Here is a 17924-nt window from a genome sequence, read left to right on the forward strand (position 1 = left end):
CTTCGTTTAATTTACCATTCCTTTAAAGCGTTTTCAACTCAGCGAAAAGAAGGTCCTCAAAAGGGCCTTCTCATAACTAGGACTATTTTAACTGATTATACTTCAAGCAGCTTGAGCGCTTCGCGATTGAATGCAGGGATGTCTTCGGGCTGACGGCTCGTGACAAGTTGGTTTTGACAGACCACGACTTCTTTGTCGTGGAACTTTGTACCTGCATATTCCATGTCGACACGAATCGATTTATAACCTGTCGCGTCACGACCTTCCAGTGCTTTTGCGGTGATCAGCAGCTGCGGTCCATGACAAATTGCAAATACGGGTTTGTCTGCATCCATGAAGGCTTTCGCGAAGTTGACGAAACGGTCATCTGCACGGAGCTGATCCGGGGAGAATCCACCTGGGATGAACAACGCATCGAAATCCTCCGGTTTCACTTCGCTTATCCCTTTATCGATTCGGACAGGCGTCCCTTTTTTCATGCCTTTGACGACAGTGCCTGCTTCCATTTCTATAGTAACGACTTCATGACCAGCATCTTGGAATGCCTTTGCTGGATCAGAGTACTCTGAGTCCTCAAACATATTAGTAAGTACAGTTGCAATCTTAGCCATTTTCACATGCACTCCTTTTGATTCATTAAATTTTGTTGTACCTTCATTTGTTTCCACGTTTCTGCCAACTCTAAACCTAAGGACGGAATTTAGAAACGAAGGCATTGTCTTTTTCATAAAAGCGCCAAGGATAGTGGACAGCTTCACCTGCATTTGAGATTCCGATACGAGGGCTTGTGGCAATTTCCCCTACAGCATCCGACTTTGCGATGAATAACGGATGATCCGTCCAATGATGACCATAATAATTCATTGTAATCCCAAGTGCCTTGGACAATTTTCCTGGGCCGTTTGTCCAATCTTTCATAATGAGATTCTCTCCCCTGCGTTCACGCATGAACTCCAATCCTTCAACAGGTTCACCTGCACGAATCAGAATCGCATGCGGTGTTCCAACAGGTCCGCAGACGACATTCATTAACGTATGGGTATGCATTTGATACGTATACACGCTTCCCGGCTCTCCAAACATCACTTCAGTCCGCTTTGTTCTCCTATTTTGAAAGCTATGTGCAGCTTGGTCTTCCGCTCCGTGATAGGCTTCCGTTTCAACTATCCTTGCGATGACAGGACCTGTCGGGAGCTCGTGGACGATCAGCTGTCCAATCAATTCCTGGGCAAGTTCCAGTACCGGCTTTTCAAAGAAGCTTTTCTCAACTGGCTGATGGATAGTGCATTCCTCCTTTTTTTCAACAGCTGCGAATTCTTAAAGAATCAATCTGCCGGTTGAAGTTGTTCAATGTATTTTTAGGTCTACCCAAGTTTCCTTGTTTGCAATCCACCATCTGAGATCATTAGGGTCATTAAAAGGACCTTTCTATACGAAAGGTCCTTTCCGCTTATACGAGGCGACTCTCCGCAAGCCCTTGACCTGCAGCGAATTCCTCATACATCTTATGCGATTTCAATAATTCCTGATGCGTTCCGATTCCCGTGATAGCGCCCTTCTCCAAAAAGATCAATTGGTCCGCTTCGATTACAGTCGACAATCTATGCGCAATAATCAGAGTCGTACGGCCTAGCATAAGTCGCTGGAGCGCTTCCTGGACATGTGTTTCCGAGCCACTATCCAAGTTTGACGTCGCTTCATCCAGTAAAAGGATCGATGGATTGTGCAGCAGCGCACGAGCGATTGCAATCCGTTGACGTTGACCTCCTGAGAGCTTCATACCACGTTCCCCAACAAGCGTGTCGAATCCCTCTTCCATCTCCTCGATGAATCCAAGTGCGTTTGCCGCCGATGCAGCATTCCGTATTCTTTCAATTGTAGGACGTTCCGGCAGTCCATAAGCGATGTTGTCGACAATCGTCCCACTCAGTAAGGGACTCTCCTGTGAGACATATCCGATTCTGCCGCGCCAATCCTTCAGCCCGATCTCGTCGACAGGTCGATCTCCAAGACAGATTTTCCCGGACATCGGTTTGTAAAATCGTTCAATAAGGGAAAACAAAGTCGTTTTCCCTCCGCCACTCGGACCTACAAAAGCTGTGACAGTGCCCGGAACAGCACGGAACGTCACGTTTTTCAGAATGGGTTTCTCAGCTTCGTAAGCAAAAGACACATCTTTGAATGAAAGTACGGATTCTGGGTCTCCCGATACACCGGAAGTCCGCTCACTATCCATGCCTAAAAGTTGCTGGATACGTTCCGTGGCACCGACCGCTTTTTGGAATACTGTAAATACTTGAGCCATTTGTGCAAACGGGACAATGATCTGGAACATAAGAAATATTATAGCGACGAGTGTTCCGGCGGATAAGGCGCCTTTTGACACTTGAGCCCCGCCATACCCTAGGATCGCCACCAAAATACCCATCATGATCAGCGTCATCACTGGAGATATGACTGCTTGGATTTTCGCTTCTCGCAGTCCAAAACCGAACAACGAACGAATCGCAACAGCTCCTTTTTCTTGTTCATACGGTTCTGCACGATAGGCTTTCACAAGACGGATGTCCCCGAGTACCCGACCTAATAGCCCGGAAAACTTCGCCATTTCAGCTTGAGTCGCTTTTGCAATTTTATGCATCACCCTGCCCAGTGGGAAAATTATCGCGAAACTGATCGGAATGCTAATGAGCATGATGAGGGTCATCTTCCAGTCGAGGTAGAGGAGAATCCCTATCGCTCCAATGATGGAAATGATACCAGTAATGAGCGAAACCAAATGATCGGCGACCAGCTGCTTCAAAATCGTCGTATCCTGTGTGATCCGACTCATCGTTTCGCCAGTTTCGGTTTCATCATAATAAGAGACTGGCAGTCGGAGCACTTTGCCCCAAAGCCGCGTCCTCAAGTCCGCGACAATCGTTTCTCCGATATAGGCAAGCATGTAGTAAGACACTCCGCCAAGCAGTGCTTGGATAACAAATACAGCAAAGAGGAAAATAGCTGTTTTCCAGTTGAATAAGTCGCTTGTCAATGAGTCGACAAGTTGTTTGGTCACCAGAGGGACGGCAAGACTTGCCAGCGTCGAAAAGAGTGCCAATACTAGAGCTGCTACTGTGACCCCTTTCGGCCAATCCAACTGTTTCAGCAAACTGACAAACTCTTTCAAAGAACCTTTCGTCTGTTTTGTTTCTGTACCCGCATTCTCGTTATGTCCCATTCACATTCCTGCTTTCAATTATTATTTGCTCGGTCTCATCAATGGAGTTCAATCCGTTTCGCTCTTCAAGTATCCTGCCGATTTCAAGCCAATCCGATTCTAACGCGGGGCGGTGAGAAGGCCGATAAAAGACGGATGCCGGATGGAAAGTGGGGACGATTGTATACGCTTCTTGCGTCCAACCGTACTCGTTATCCTCCAGATCACGCAAGAAACGCACGGGTTGGTTTATCAGCTCCCCATGCAGTTCAGTCACTTTGGCATGCTTACCGATCAGTCTCTGTAAACTCACGTTACCAAGTGTAACAATCAGCTCCGGCCGTACGTTAGCGATTTCAAAATCGAGAACGGGTGCATGCGCAAGAATCTCGAGTTTTGTCGGCGGGCGATTGTATTTGCGTTCGGTGAACGTCCCATCTCTTTCTTTTCGCTGACCATACCGGTAGGGGCGGCTTCGTACGGCACTCGTTATATAGACGTCTTCCCTCGTAAGCCCGATGGAAGCAAGTGATTTCATAAGCTCTTTTCCTGCTCTTCCCGTAAATGGAATGCCCCCTAGCGCTTCGGTCTCCCCAGGTGCCTCACCGATCAGCATCAGTTTCGGATGACGCGGACCTTCACCATAGACAAATCCTTCTACTGGAAACCCTTCAATACGTTGCTTCCCAAGTTCGGCGACAAACTCAGGGATTCTAAATGAATGCCTCTCTTTCATAATCATCACCTCGTCCTTTGCTCCATATACTTATTGCATCAGGTACTTCGTCTAACTCCCTTAGTTATACGGTTCGAATTCCGAATCGTTTCGTATGTCAGTTCAAAACGTCCTCCATAGTGTACGCAATTTTGATTCTTTTCGGGGCTAGAAAGATTTCGTGATTGTAAACACCATGCCCTCCTAAAAAAAACTCGGTCGTTTCATATCTCGATGCCATGTCCTCCAACTTCTCAAACAGCTTCGGGTCCTGTTCAAACGGAAGGGATGTAGTCGCCGATAAGAGCAGCTTTTCCGGTTTTAATCGTTGCACTAAGTATTCAATGGAGGACAATTTCGGGGAAGGTCCGGCTGCGATGGTTTGCCAGCCATGCATCATCGCCTGCAGCAGAATGATATGCAATGGGATTTCATGTGTTTCGTCAGGCAAGCAGCTCCCGAGAATGATAGGTGCTCCTTCACCCAAGTCAAAGTTTCTTCGAATCTGTACTAAGAAATCACGAATCACTAAGCTCGTGATGCTTTCTTGACTCTCATCCCACTCACCTTTCGCCCATAGTTCGCCGATTTCAAGCATTAATGGCTGGATCGTATTCTTTAAAAAACTTTCCAGTCCATATCGGTGATGTGCTTGCTTCAATACGAGTAAAAGACCTGCTTCATCATAATTTGCCCCTTTTTCTAACAGCTCGACGACTTCTTCACTTAATGGCTCTTCGGGTATAGCATCCGGTATCTCCTGCAAACGGAGAATGTGTAATGCTTCTTTCAAAGAATGTCCTTTTTCTTTTAAACTACAGATTTTCAAAAGTGTGCCGACGTCTTCAAACGTGTACAGCCTGTAGCCGTTTTCATGGCGCTTCGGGCAAACGATTCCATAACGGTCTTCCCATTTACGAATAACTTGCCGAGACAAACCGGTGAGTTCAGAAACTTCCTTTACAAGAAGACCTTGTTTTTGATTTGTTTTCATTCTTTCGTTCCTCTTTTCTAAAAGCAGGTCTTTCAAATTCTTTATATCTGTATCCATTATACTAATGACCTCCAAACCTTGTACAAACATAACACGTGTACAATGTTTGTAATGATGTATAATGGGAATAAATTAAATAATTCAAGGGCTTTTCAAGTCCTTATTGTACAACCTTAACACAAAACATTGTACAAGTAAAACAATTAACTATTAAGAGGGAATTGGGGAGATCAATTTGAAAAAGAGCGTTATCGTCATAGGAGCCGGGGTAGCCGGACTAGCAAGCGCATGCAGACTGCAGCATGCTGGATACGATGTCACACTTTACGAAAAAGAAGCGTTACCTGGAGGAAAGATGCATAGAATCCAACAAGATGGCTATCAGTTCGATTTAGGTCCAACCATTGTGATGATGCCTGAACTCTATCGCGAAGTTTTTCAAGTTTGCGGTGTCGATCCAGATGACTATATACCCATGCAACGCCTCGATCCGATGTACAGTGTGTATTTCGGAGATCAGCCGGAAGATCATTATGAAATCAGCTCGGATCTAATAGAATTGACCAAAACACTAGAATCTTTCGGAGATGAGGACGCACAAGGTTTCCTGGAATATTTACAAGAGATTTATAAACGTTTCCTAGTGGCTAAAGAACATTTCCTTCAAAAACCATTTCGTAAGCCATCGGACTTTTACAACTACTCCATGCTGCGTCAAGGATTAAAATTAAAAACATTTGATAATGCAGATACATTCATTAGCAAATACATTAAAAATGAACGGCTGAAGCAAATGATCAGTTTTCAAACATTGTACATCGGCGTTTCTCCATACAGTGGCCCTTCTCTCTATACCATGATTCCGATGATCGAGTTCCTTTACGGCGTTTGGTTCATAAAAGGCGGTATGTATACGATGGCCCAATCCCTTGAGAGATTATTCAAAGAATTAGGAGGTACTGTACATTACAATTCAACAGTTGATGAGATTATCATCCAGAATGGCCAAGCTAAAGGAATTCGCCTCAATGGAGAAGTGATTGCTTCTGATTTTGTAATGTGTAATGCGGATTTCCCCTATGCCATGAAAAATCTTGTACTAGAACCAAAAGCTAAAGGAAAATATACCGATAAGAAGATTGACAATATGAAATATTCTTGCTCCTGTTTCCTGATGTATTTAGGAATGGATAAAAAATATGATGAAGTGCCTAATGCTCACAATTTCATATTCAATGAAGAATTAGAGCGCAACTTGAATAATATCTTTACCGGGAAACGTCTGGACACCGCGTCATTCTACGTATACATCGGTTCAAAGCTCGATCCAAGTCTTGCACCTGAAGGAAAAGACGGACTCTACATACTTGTGCCTGTGTCTGACAAGTCATGCTCACAGTATGAGTGGAATGATGAAACGATACAGCATTACAGGGGCTATATATTAGATGCACTGGAAAAAGTGAGAGGCTTTGAAAATGTTAAACAGGACATCGTTTCTGAGTCGTACATGACACCACCTGATTTCGAACAGCGCTTCAATGCTCATAACGGCGCCACTTTCGGTCTTCAGCCTACACTTTCGCAAAGTAATCATCTGCGGCCGCAAAGTAAAGCTACACATTGTGAAAACCTTTACTTCACAGGCAGCAGCACTCATCCCGGTGCCGGTGTTCCCATTGTCTTATTGTCCGCCCGCATTGCCACAGAAGAACTTTTGCACGATGACAAAGGAATCCTATTCCACACCCGCTGAAAGGGGGACTTTTCATGACGACCCAACTGTCCGCCCAAGACGATTTTGCGTTTTGCGAACAGATTATCAAAAGACACTCTAAAAGTTTTTATTATGCATTTTCCAGACTTCCCGAAAAGAAAGCCCAAGCTGTTTATGCGATTTACGCATTTTGCCGGACAGCGGATGATAGTGTAGACGAAAATCGCAGCAATGTTGCACAGTTAGTTGCGATAGATAAGTTAACAGACGAACTGAACCGTTTTGCACAAGGGCAAGAAATCGACCACCCTTTATGGCGTGCTCTGGGCGTCGTCTTTGACACGTACGAAATGGATATTGAGCCTTTTTACGATCAACTCAAAGGTCAGCGGATGGACATAGCCTTTTCCCCTCCTAAAACAATGGATGATGTGGAAACGTATAGCTACTACGTTGCGGGTTCAGTTGGCCGAATGCTCCTCCCGATCATTGCTTCGGATTCCAAGCGTGATTGCACAGATGCTGCAGTCAGTCTAGGTGTAGCTATGCAATTGACGAATATTTTAAGAGATGTGGGTGAAGACTATCGCGAGAAAGGACGGATCTACCTGCCTATTGAAGAGCTGAAGAGAGTTGGATACAACGTTGACCAACTGGCTAATTCTCAAATTACCGATAGCTTCGTCCGTGTCTGGGAACATTTAGCCAATCGTGCTGAAGTTCTGTATGAGGAATTCCTTGGTTTCATATCGGAATTTGACAAAGACAGCCAATTTGCTGTTCTTGCTTCCGCACAAGTCTATCGTGGGATTTTGACGAGTGTCCGCCAGAATGGCTACGATTGTTTTGCTCGGAAAAACTTCGTGACCAAACGCGAGATGATCCGTATTCTAGCTGATTCAATTAGTTGAAATGCACATTGGAAAGAAGGTTGATACGTGTATGAAGAACCCTAACAAATCCGTACTCGTTATCGGAGGAGGTCTTGGCGGCTTATCTGCTGCGATCTCTCTCGCACAAAATGGGTACTCCGTTTCTTTGTATGAGAAGAATTCACATTTAGGCGGGAAATTGAACCGCCTGGAACAGGACGGCTTCGGCTTCGACCTTGGTCCGTCCATATTAACAATGCCGCACATTTTCGAGAAGTTGTTCCGTGGCAGCGGGAAACGCATGGCTGATTATGTCTTCATGACTCGACTCAGTCACGAGTGGCGCTCCTTCTTTCCAGACGGCACAGTCCTGGATTTGTATGGGGATCTGCGCCTGATGGAACGGGGAAACCCTTCACTCACTCGTGGTGATATAAAAGAATATTATTCGTTCTTAAAATATGCAAAACGACTCTATGACACAACAGAAACCGGCTACTTCGCAGAGGGCCTGGATACGACGAAAGAAATACTTGCACACCATGGGCTGATCTCGTCTCTAAGGGGGTTCGATCTTTCGTCAACGATGTATGAAGCGATTTCAAAACGAATCAGCGACCCCCATCTGCGCGATATGCTTTCTTATTTCATCAAATACGTAGGCTCTTCTCCATATGATGCCCCTGCGGTTCTCAATATGATGATTTACATGCAGCATGTCCAGGGCTGTTGGTACGTACCAGGTGGCATGCACAAATTAGCTGAAGGTTTAACCAAACTAGCTATTGAGACCGGGGTTCAATTACATACAAGTATGGGTGTTGTGCGTGCACACACTAATAAGGGGAATCAAATTACTAGTGTCGAACTAGAAGACGGAACCTTGAAGACTGCCGATTACTATGTATCGAATATGGAAGTGATCCCTTTTTACAAGAAGATGGTGTCGGCAGATAAAAAATTCGTGCGCAGACTCGAGAAGAAATTCGAACCATCCAGTTCCGGCCTCGTCATGCATCTCGGAGTCAGTAAAACGTATCCTTTTTTAAATCACCACAATTTCTTCTTCTCCGAGAACTTGCATGAACAGATGGATAAGGTTTTCAAGAAACATGAATTACCGGACGATCCGACCCTTTACGTCGTTAACACGAATAAGACCGATCCGGCACAAGCACCGCCGGGTCACGAGAATCTAAAAATTCTACCACACATTCCCTATCTGCAAGACAACCCGTTTTCAGCGGATGATTACTTACAGTTGGAGGCACGCGTTCTCGATAAGTTGGAGCGGATGGGCTTGCATGGATTACGGGATCATATTGTGACTCGTGACATATGGACTCCCCACGATATTGAGCGGACCTATGGATCCGATCGAGGAGCGATTTACGGTACAGTTTCCGATAAAAAGAAGAATAGCGGGTTTAAGCACAAAAAAGAGAGTGAACTTTACGATAACCTTTACTTTGTCGGCGGTACTGTGAATCCCGGCGGCGGCATGCCCATGGTAACGCTGAGCGGTCAGCAAGTGAGCGAAAAAATCGTGAAGCGTGATCGCTCATTGGAAACATGAAGGGAAATCGATCGGCACTATCGTCAGTAGATTTTAGAAAGGGGGATTCCAGGTGTTAGTCTGGCCTTTTGTACTCGCTGCAATTATTTCTCTGCTCGGTCTTGCGAGCGGATTGCTTATGTTTTGGCGATACCCTGTTCCCTCTTCTCCAGATTCACTTGAACAACAACATCCGTCACTCGTCTCCGTCATTATCCCGGCTCGCAACGAAGAACGACGGATTGTTCCGTTGCTCGAGTCTCTATCGCAACAAGAAGGGATTGCGTTTGAGACGATTGTTATTGACGATGACAGTGAAGATCGGACAAGTGAAGTGGCGCATGCATACAATGCCCGCGTTATCCGAAATAAGGATCTAGAAGATGGCTGGATCGGGAAATCAGCCGCATGCTGGATTGGTGCTCAGGCAGCTGAAGGGAAACTTCTGTTATTCATGGATGCGGATACAGCATTTGAAGAAACAGATAGCTTATTGCGTTATGTGGCTTCCTACGAAAAATTGGGAGGGAAAGGAATTTTATCCCTTCAGCCATACCATCAAATTAAACAAGTTTACGAAAACGCTTCGACTATTTTCAATATTATTGTCATGGCAGGTATGAATGTGTTCACACCATTCGGAGAACGGCTATTAAGTGCAGGATCATTCGGTCCGTGTATTCTGTGTAATCGTGCTGACTACGATGCAACAGGCGGGCACGCAGGGATTCGAGGGGCTGTCATGGACGACTTGGCGCTCGGTGAAGAGTTCCAAGAGCAAGGATTGCCTGTCCGGTGTTACGGAGGACGGGGAATCGTTCGTTTTCGAATGTATCCGGAAGGTTTTCATCAGCTATTGGAAGGTTGGACAAAGAATTTTGGCACTGCCTCCAAGTCTACCCACCCCTTTGTTATGATGCTTGTCAATCTGTGGATTACAGGTGGATTGGTGACCCCTGCTCTTCTCCTACTTTCCAGCCTATTCGGTTCTAGCTCCTGGATCATGACTGCCGGAGTTCTTTACTTACTGAATGTCATAGAGATGGCCTGGCTAGCACGACGAACCGGTAATTTCTCGTGGTGGATTTTTCCGTTTTACCCCATTTTATTACTCATGTTCACCGTCATATTCGTGTACTCCCTTTATCTGACCCATGTTCGTAAAACGGTCACATGGCGCGGACGTGATGTCCAAGTTTAATCAGACATTCGAGGTGATTCGGAAATGCCCTTAATTGAATTACCAATCGTTTGGGTGGTCCTGTTAGATGCAGTTGCATGGGCGTTTTTTCATCTCTCAATTTCCTTCTGCACCGTTCGGATCCCTTTTCGTTGGTTCATACACAACGAACGCTTTTTCAGGACACTACGTTTTGAGCAACACGGGGATATATGGCAGCGGCTCTTTCATGTAAAGAGATGGAAACAACTCATTCCGGACGGTACGATGTTTGTCCGAAACGGGTATAACAAAAAATCTCTTCACGGGAAGGATAGTGCGTCATTGGATGAATTCATCGTCGAATCCAGAAGAGCTGAATTGACTCATTGGATGTCGATTGTCCCCGCAGCGCTCTTTTTCCTTTGGAATCCTATTTGGGCAGGTTGGCTAAATGTTGCGTATGCCGTTCTGTTCAACGTACCGATAATTATTGCTCAACGATATAATCGCCCGCGTCTGGAGCGGTTGGTTAGCAGTAAACAAAACAAGCCTCAAGCGGAATCGTCCATCCGCTAAGAGGCTTGTTTTAACGTTTTCCTATATTTCACTCAAGTTCCATTTGTTTTGTTTCCATCCCTAAGAACACTACCGCAAGTACCCCAATTAATATCGCACCGCAGAAAATCCCGAAAATCATCCCGAATCCATACCCTGCTGTTAACATGGAACCGACCAATAAAGGACCAAAGATTCCACCAATCCGGCCGATTCCTGCAGCCATACCCGTTCCCGTTCCACGGATTGATGTTGGATATTGCTCTGGTGAATATGCATATAACGCACCCCATGCACCTAAGTTAAAGAACGACAGCAATCCGCCGAATACCAACAGCATCGCTAACGTATCTGCATTTCCGAAGGCCAATGCACTCAGTGCTGTTCCGATCAAGTACGTCGCCAGAACAAACTTACGGCCTGTCCGCTCAATAAGCCATGCCGCAGAGAAATAACCTGGGAGCTGGGCTAGCGTCATCAGCAAGACGTAGCCGAAGGTTTTGATCATCGCGAAGCCTTTTAGGACCATCACACTCGGCAGCCACAAAAACATGCCGTAATAAGAGAAGACGACTGTAAACCAAACAATCCAGAGCATCAGTGTACGTCTTCTATAAGGTTTTGCCCATAGTGCCGTTATTTTCTCCCCGATCGATTGCTTCGCCACTCCAGCTTGTACAAACTTTGGAGAGTCCGGTAAGTTGCGTCGTAAATAGATTGCATAAAATGCAGGTAACGCTGTAATGATGAGAGCCGCTCTCCAACCGTACGTAGGAATGACGAAGTAAGCGATCAGCGCAGCGATCAGCCATCCTGCTGCCCAAAAGCTTTCCAAAAGGACAACGACCCTGCCTCGCTCTTTCGCTTCTACGCTTTCAGAAACTAAAGTCGATGCGACGGGCAATTCTCCGCCAAGTCCTGCCCCTACAAAAAAACGTAATATAAGAAATGCTGTAAGCGTTGTCGTGAGTGCAGATAATCCACTCGCTACCGAAAATAGCACTAATGTTAACATGAAAACTTGTTTTCTTCCGATTCGATCAGCTAATAGGCCAAACCCGATCGCTCCGAACATCATCCCTAATGAGTTGACACTCCCAACCCATCCGATTGCTGCTGGAGCTAGATTCCACTCGACAGCAATTGCTGCAATCACGAAAGAGAGAATCCCTACATCCATTGCGTCAAACATCCAACCTGTGCCTGAAATTGCAAGTAATTTGTTACGAGAAATCGTTTTCTGCCCTTGAGATTTTGAAGGCGCGTGCTTCGCAGTGTTTGCCATTATCTTTTTCCCCTTCGTTGTCCGAACTACTGTCATGACACATGTCATTATACAATTGTTTAGTGTTTGGGTAAAGAACTATTTCAGACATCCTTTAACGGACAGTCAACACTCCTTTATGTAGTTTTGCGCTTACACCAAGTTGGGTTTCCAACAAGTGGTAGGATTGCTCTCCTACCACTAAAACCGTACCTGCATGTGCGATTCCAATGACAATCGATCCTTCTTCTCTTGTTCGGACAATTGTTTGTCCACCGCGTTTAGAGCCACATTCCCGAATGGATACGTATTGATCTGCAACAAGCTCCCCTCCTCGACAAACACCTTCTACCAGGAGATCCAGCTGGGCATGGACATTACATTGAGCCAGACCACTCCCTGTGATTTCAATCGTACCTGCACACTTCAATGTACTATTCACTGCATATGGAAGACGCAAACGTTCAGATGTCAATGTTGTCTTCGGAAGATGACGTGCTGCCAACTGCTGCGCCTTGGATATCAGGTCAAGAAACTCCCGCCCGTCCTTTACGCCTGAATTCAACGTATTCACAAATATATTGTACAAAGTCGTCTGTAACTCATACCAGTCAGTATCTGTTGCAATCGGTTCTCTGCGCTGTGAGAACGTTTGCAGCTGTTCCTGGAAAGAAGGATAGGCATCGCCGAATCCTATACGGAATAGCCTTTTCATCTCTTGCCCATCCAAGGAAGATAATTCCACCTTACGGAATGCCCCAATGTCTTGGATGAACGATCCTAGTTTGCAGAGTGTAGGGAGCAGCCCCTCCAATTCCGTGGCGTATTTTGCATCTGGAGATTGTTGTTGCCCTACTTCAATCGTCGATGACGAGACATGTCCAGCTACGTGAACGGTCTTCCCTGCATACAATTCTGCCTTACTAATCTCACCGCCAATTTCAATGGTTCCTGTTACGTCCAGGATGGAGCCATGACTGACACTCCCTTTCACAGTTACATCCCCATCGAAATGGATATTCCCGCTCGCAAAGTCCACTTCATCCATTTCCAGTGAGTCAGCGATATCTATTAAAATCATGTGATCCATACGTTCTAACACAAGATTGCCGGAACAATTCGCAAAGATATGATTTCCCGTTTGTGTAACATTCTTACCTAAACGGATTGCTGCTGTCTGTCCGTCTTCAGCCCTAATCTCATTTCCAAACACATCCTCTCCGGATTGGCCAGGAATTGGCGGAAGAACGGCTGCCACAAGTTGACCATGCTGAACAAGTTGCATCGAAGCCTGCTTTCTGTAATTCACTTTTCCTTCATCAGCGAGGGTTATACCCTCCACGTCAATCTGTACTTCAACATCTCCGTCAAGCCCAGGTTTAGGAAAGATGCCTCGTGCGACTATGGCTTCATAGGGTACAACTGTCTCACAAGCTTCCCACAGCACTCGTTTGTCTAATGGAGCGCTTATTCCCAACTGATCACAGGCATCCCGGATCATTCGTTGTGACAAATCGTTTACGACCTCATGGACATCATCAGTTTCTGCTGTCAGATTGTAATCATATTCTGTATCTCTTACAGTACGGGTGATTTTTTTCCCTGGCACTACCGTTAACAGCGCAAGGGCTCCTTGGTCTCTGACGGTGATGGATAACTGAGCCCGGGTCAACTCATCTAGTGTTCGAATATGGACAATGTCCGATTCCGAAACTTGTTTTCTCCCCTCTATTTTCTCTCCATTCACAATGATTATTACTCCGTTTCCCGCTTCAATTGACGGAAGAGAAGTAGCTGACGTTTCACGAACTTCAACTTGTCCGCCTCGGATCCTGATACCTGCTTGTCCGGATCCATCCGCCGGAAAATCACTAGTCAGCGCATGGTAGCGTACTGGCGTCACTGTCACTTCCGCAAATCTGCCGGCTCCATTGGATTCGCTCGAATCAGCAGTTCTGTTCACATGGATATGTACATCGGACAAATCGAGGCATAAGATATTAAGCGCCGTCTCTACAGCTTGTTCAACCGACTTCCCACGCACCGTAATCGCTTTTCCCATACCATTTCCCACTCTCTTCATTCTATTGCCTAAAGTGTAGCACAGCGAAGACTTCCAGGGCAGACACAAAAGGCCGATTCCACGAATGGAATCGGCCTTTTTCACATAATTATAGTGCTGCTTCGACTTCTTTGATCATTTCCTTCATGGATTTCAGTCCGCCACCAGAAAGGTACCAGTACTCTCCATCAAGATAAACGATTTTGTCGTTTTTAAATGCGTTTGTTTTCTTTACCAGATCATTTTCAACAGTTTTTTTAGCATTTGCACCTTTACCGATTGCCGCATCGCGGTCAATTACGAAAAGGATATCCGGGTTTGTTTCAAGAATGTATTCAAACGTAATGTTCTGTCCGTGTGTAGAAGCTTCAATTCCTTCATCTGCCGGTGTAAATCCGAACACGTCATGGATCAAACCGAAACGGGAGCTTGGTCCATATGCACTTACTTTCCCTTCAGTTGCAAGTGTTATCAATGCTTTACTATCTGTTTCAGAAGCTTTTGCGTTAATTTCTTCGACTTGCTTTTCTACATCGGCTAGTTCAGTCTTCATTTCATCTTCTTTATCGAAGATTTGGGCTATGATTCCCATGTTGGACTTGAAAGAATCCATATAGTTGGTATAATCCAGCCCCATGTAGATTGTTGGAGCGATTTCTGCAAATTGATCGTACAAGTCCGCTTGGCGACTAGAAATGAAGATGACGTCTGGCTTCATTGCGTGAAGCGCTTCAAAATCAGGCTCTTTCAAGCTTCCTAGGTTTGTGTAATCATCACTAGCATATTTCTCCAAGTATGCAGGCACTGTTGCTTGCGGAACGCCTGCCACTTCAACGCCTAATTCGTCTAACGTATCCAATACACCGAAGTCAAATACGGCAACTGTTTTCGGAGTGCCTTCCAATTTCGTTTCTCCCAGCTCGTGCTTGAACGTCATTTCTTTTGTTTCTGTTGTATCACTGCTTTCAGATGCGTTATCTGATCCTGAACCGTTTGCTTCTGGTTTCTTATCTTCATCTTTGGAACCACATGCTGCCAAAACAAGCATCAATGCAAATGCCATAACGAATACGGTAAGCTTTTTCATGTTTTCAATACCATCCTTTAGGTTTATGAGTTGAAGTACACGCAGATGCGACAATTGTTCATTTGTTGAATCGGGATATCCATGTCATAAATTTCCCGAAGTGATTCGGAGTTGATAATATCATTGGTCGGGCCATCTTTCACGACGCGCCCTTCTTTTAAAGCAACGATGCGATCCGAGTAAACAGAAGCAAAGTTGATGTCGTGAAGAACGATAACCACGGTTTTACCGAGTTCATCCACAAGGCGCCGTAAAATCTTCATAATTTGTACGGAGTGTTTCATATCCAAGTTATTCAAGGGTTCATCCAGCAGGATATAATCTGTATCTTGTGCAATGACCATCGCGATGAACGCACGCTGTCTTTGACCGCCAGATAGCTCTTCCAAGTACATATGCTGCATACTCATCAAGTCCATATAGTCGAGCGCTTGGTTCACAATTTGAATGTCTTCAGCTTGCAGACGCCCTTTTGAGTGAGGGAAGCGGCCGAAAGACACCAATTCACGGATTGTCAATCGGACATTCATGAAGTTGGATTGCTTTAAAATGGATACACGTTTAGAGAAATCATTGGACTTCATCTTCTTGACGTTGTTGTTATCCACAAGCACCTCGCCTGTGTCCGCATCAAGCAGCCGGCTTACCATAGACAACAGTGTCGATTTACCAGCTCCGTTCGGTCCGATGAATGAAGTGATCTTACCGGGATGTATATCCACGCTCACCTTTTCAACGACGGCTTTGTTCCCATAGGCCTTTGTCAACTCTCGAACCTGGATCATGCAGATCGACTCTCCTTTAATAGTAAGTAGATGAAGTAGGCTCCACCAACGAAGTTAATGATGACGCTAAGTGTCGTGGAGAATGTGAATACTCGTTCGACAACCCATTGTCCGCCAACTAGCGCAATGATACTCATGACGGATGCACCTGCAATCAAAATCGAGTGCCTGTATGTTTTGAAAAATTGGTACGATAGATTCGCCACGATGAGACCGAAAAATGTTATCGGGCCTACGAGTGCTGTCGATACCGCAATAAGTACTGCAGAAAGAATGAGCATCATTTTAACGATCTTATCGTGATTGACACCTAGGTTAATAGCTGTATCACGACCGAGTGACAGCACATCCAATTCGTTGAACTTCCGCCCCCCGATGAGGAGCGTAATAATCAGAATCCCGAGGGCCCACCAGACAAGGTCTCCGTTTATGTTATTGAAGCTCGCGAAGGATTTGTCTTGTACCCGCAAGAATTCGTTCGGGTCTATCAGAACTTGCAGGAACGTTGAAATACTTTGGAAAAAGGTTCCAACGATGATCCCCACGAGTAACAGGAAGTAGATCGGACGCTTGCCTGCTTTAAACAGGAACTGATACAGCAGTAAGGCGAAGACGACCATAGCTCCAACCGATAACACAAAGTTCACTTGCTTATTCACTATCGTGATGTGAGTTGACCCTAGGAAAAAGATGAGCACGGTTTGCAGCAAGATATATAGGGAATCGAGTCCCATAATACTTGGTGTCAAAATACGGTTATGGGTAATGGTTTGGAAAATGACTGTTGAATAGGCGATTGCTACACCCGTCAACGCCATGGCAACCACTTTGATGCCTCGTCGGGGCAACGCATAATCATAACTTCCATTTAGATCTTGGAACAGATAAAGTCCGCAGAAAACGAGAGCAACAACAGCGAGAATGAGTATCTTCGTGCGATTACGCATAGGCTTTCCTCCTAAACAGCATATAGAGGAAAATCGCGCTGCCGATAACTCCTACCATCAAGCTGATTGAAATCTCATAAGGGTAAATGATCACCCTTCCGAGAATGTCACACACGAGTAAGAAGATCGCGCCTAGCATGGCTGTATGTGGTAATGTTTTCTCCAAATTGTCTCCTTTAATAATAGAGACAATATTGGGGATGATTAATCCTAAAAATGGAATGACACCTACTGTCAACACCACTGTAGTCGTAATGAGCGCGACCAATATTAGCCCGATGTTCACAATTCTTCTATAAGCTAACCCCAAGTTTTTAGAGAAATCCTCACCCATTCCAGCAACCGTGAATCGGTTTGCATAGAGATAGGTAATGATAAGAACGGGGATACTTATGTATAGCAATTCATATCGGCCTTTCATAATGAGGGAAAAATCTCCCTGCAGCCAGGAGGACATGTTTTGGATCACATTCGCTTTGTAAGCGAAAAAAGTAGTGATTGACGACAATATATTCCCGAACATGAGACCTACAAGCGGTATGAAAATAGCATCTTTAAACTTAACTTGGTCCAAAATCTTCATGAACAATAGAGTGCCGCCGAGCGCAAATGCAAATGCGACGAGCATCTTTTCAATCGTGGATGTATCCGTAAATAACAACATCGAAACGAGGATTCCAAGCTTCGCGGCATCCAATGTACCTGCCGTTGTCGGAGATACAAACTTGTTACGACTGAGCTGCTGCATGATCAGACCTGTAATACTCATCCCTGCACCTGCGAGCAAAATCGCAAGCAATCTTGGCAGCCGACTAATGAGAAAAATCTCGGTTTCCTCGGAGCGGAAGTCCAGCAGGTCTTTCGGTGAAATATGGCTCACTCCCACAAACAAAGAAAGCAGCGAGAGGAGAATTAGCGCAACCATCAAATAACGTTTCTTCATGAAGAACTCCGATATCTAGATATTTGCGGGCTTGATTTGTTTAAATGAAAACTATTATCAGTTAGCC

At 45.2% G+C, this 17924-nt stretch carries 16 protein-coding genes; 5 read left to right on the forward strand and 11 right to left on the reverse strand.

What is annotated here, in order from left to right:
- Positions 1 to 95: 95 nt before the first annotated feature.
- The 5 genes from ABE021_RS00340 to ABE021_RS00360 form a co-directional block, all read right to left on the reverse strand.
- Positions 96 to 611, reverse strand: a complete 516-nt coding sequence (locus tag ABE021_RS00340) for a type 1 glutamine amidotransferase domain-containing protein (protein WP_430286169.1) — start codon at positions 609 to 611, stop codon at positions 96 to 98.
- A 76-nt stretch (positions 612 to 687) separates the two neighbouring features.
- On the reverse strand, positions 688 to 1281 hold the full coding sequence (locus tag ABE021_RS00345; RefSeq protein ID WP_430286200.1) for a DNA-3-methyladenine glycosylase: 594 nt from the start codon (positions 1279 to 1281) through the stop codon (positions 688 to 690).
- A gap of 169 nt (positions 1282 to 1450) precedes the next feature.
- Positions 1451 to 3220: an ABC transporter ATP-binding protein gene (locus tag ABE021_RS00350; RefSeq protein WP_430286170.1), complete on the reverse strand. Its 1770-nt coding sequence runs from the start codon at positions 3218 to 3220 to the stop codon at positions 1451 to 1453.
- Entirely contained in the window at positions 3210 to 3935 is a 726-nt protein-coding gene (locus tag ABE021_RS00355) for a uracil-DNA glycosylase (RefSeq protein ID WP_430286171.1), read from the reverse strand. The genes ABE021_RS00350 and ABE021_RS00355 overlap by 11 nt, the downstream gene beginning before the upstream one ends.
- A 97-nt stretch (positions 3936 to 4032) precedes the next feature.
- The gene (locus tag ABE021_RS00360) at positions 4033 to 4908 is read right to left on the reverse strand and encodes a MerR family transcriptional regulator (protein WP_430286172.1); all 876 of its coding nucleotides are present in this window, start codon (positions 4906 to 4908) and stop codon (positions 4033 to 4035) included.
- A 235-nt stretch (positions 4909 to 5143) separates the two neighbouring features.
- Here ABE021_RS00360 and ABE021_RS00365 point away from each other — a divergent pair, with 235 nt between their 5' ends.
- Genes ABE021_RS00365 through ABE021_RS00385 form a run of 5 tightly spaced genes read left to right on the forward strand, consistent with a single transcriptional unit; the run spans position 5144 to position 10790 of the window.
- The gene (locus ABE021_RS00365; RefSeq protein ID WP_430286173.1) at positions 5144 to 6664 is read left to right on the forward strand and encodes a phytoene desaturase family protein; all 1521 of its coding nucleotides are present in this window, start codon (positions 5144 to 5146) and stop codon (positions 6662 to 6664) included.
- 14 nt (positions 6665 to 6678) lie between these two features.
- Positions 6679 to 7536, forward strand: a complete 858-nt coding sequence (locus tag ABE021_RS00370; RefSeq protein WP_430286174.1) for a phytoene/squalene synthase family protein — start codon at positions 6679 to 6681, stop codon at positions 7534 to 7536.
- A gap of 31 nt (positions 7537 to 7567) precedes the next feature.
- Positions 7568 to 9073, forward strand: coding sequence for a phytoene desaturase family protein (locus ABE021_RS00375; RefSeq protein WP_430286175.1), 1506 nt, complete (start codon positions 7568 to 7570; stop codon positions 9071 to 9073).
- A gap of 52 nt (positions 9074 to 9125) precedes the next feature.
- Positions 9126 to 10253: a glycosyltransferase family 2 protein gene (locus ABE021_RS00380; protein WP_430286176.1), complete on the forward strand. Its 1128-nt coding sequence runs from the start codon at positions 9126 to 9128 to the stop codon at positions 10251 to 10253.
- A gap of 24 nt (positions 10254 to 10277) precedes the next feature.
- Positions 10278 to 10790, forward strand: a complete 513-nt coding sequence (locus ABE021_RS00385; RefSeq protein ID WP_430286177.1) for a glycosyl-4,4'-diaponeurosporenoate acyltransferase — start codon at positions 10278 to 10280, stop codon at positions 10788 to 10790.
- Between the two features lie 28 nt (positions 10791 to 10818).
- Here ABE021_RS00385 and ABE021_RS00390 read toward each other — a convergent pair whose 3' ends face one another.
- From ABE021_RS00390 to ABE021_RS00415, 6 genes are all read right to left on the reverse strand, one after another.
- Complete coding sequence (locus ABE021_RS00390; RefSeq protein WP_430286178.1) at positions 10819 to 12054, reverse strand: MFS transporter; 1236 nt, start codon at positions 12052 to 12054, stop codon at positions 10819 to 10821.
- Between the two features lie 94 nt (positions 12055 to 12148).
- On the reverse strand, positions 12149 to 14095 hold the full coding sequence (locus ABE021_RS00395) for a flagellar assembly protein A (RefSeq protein ID WP_430286179.1): 1947 nt from the start codon (positions 14093 to 14095) through the stop codon (positions 12149 to 12151).
- A gap of 109 nt (positions 14096 to 14204) precedes the next feature.
- Complete coding sequence (locus tag ABE021_RS00400; RefSeq protein ID WP_430286180.1) at positions 14205 to 15182, reverse strand: siderophore ABC transporter substrate-binding protein; 978 nt, start codon at positions 15180 to 15182, stop codon at positions 14205 to 14207.
- Between the two features lie 23 nt (positions 15183 to 15205).
- A complete protein-coding gene (locus ABE021_RS00405; RefSeq protein WP_125101431.1) occupies positions 15206 to 15967 on the reverse strand; it encodes an ABC transporter ATP-binding protein in 762 nt (253 codons plus the stop codon).
- Positions 15964 to 16914 (reverse strand): iron chelate uptake ABC transporter family permease subunit, encoded by a 951-nt coding sequence (locus ABE021_RS00410; RefSeq protein WP_430286181.1) that lies wholly within the window; start codon positions 16912 to 16914, stop codon positions 15964 to 15966. Before ABE021_RS00410 ends, ABE021_RS00405 begins: the two co-directional genes overlap by 4 nt.
- Complete coding sequence (locus ABE021_RS00415) at positions 16907 to 17857, reverse strand: ABC transporter permease (protein ID WP_430286182.1); 951 nt, start codon at positions 17855 to 17857, stop codon at positions 16907 to 16909. The genes ABE021_RS00410 and ABE021_RS00415 overlap by 8 nt, the downstream gene beginning before the upstream one ends.
- Positions 17858 to 17924 lie beyond the last annotated feature (67 nt).

The organism is Sporosarcina gallistercoris (assembly GCF_050459885.1).
GTDB classification, from domain to species: domain Bacteria; phylum Bacillota; class Bacilli; order Bacillales_A; family Planococcaceae; genus Sporosarcina; species Sporosarcina gallistercoris_A.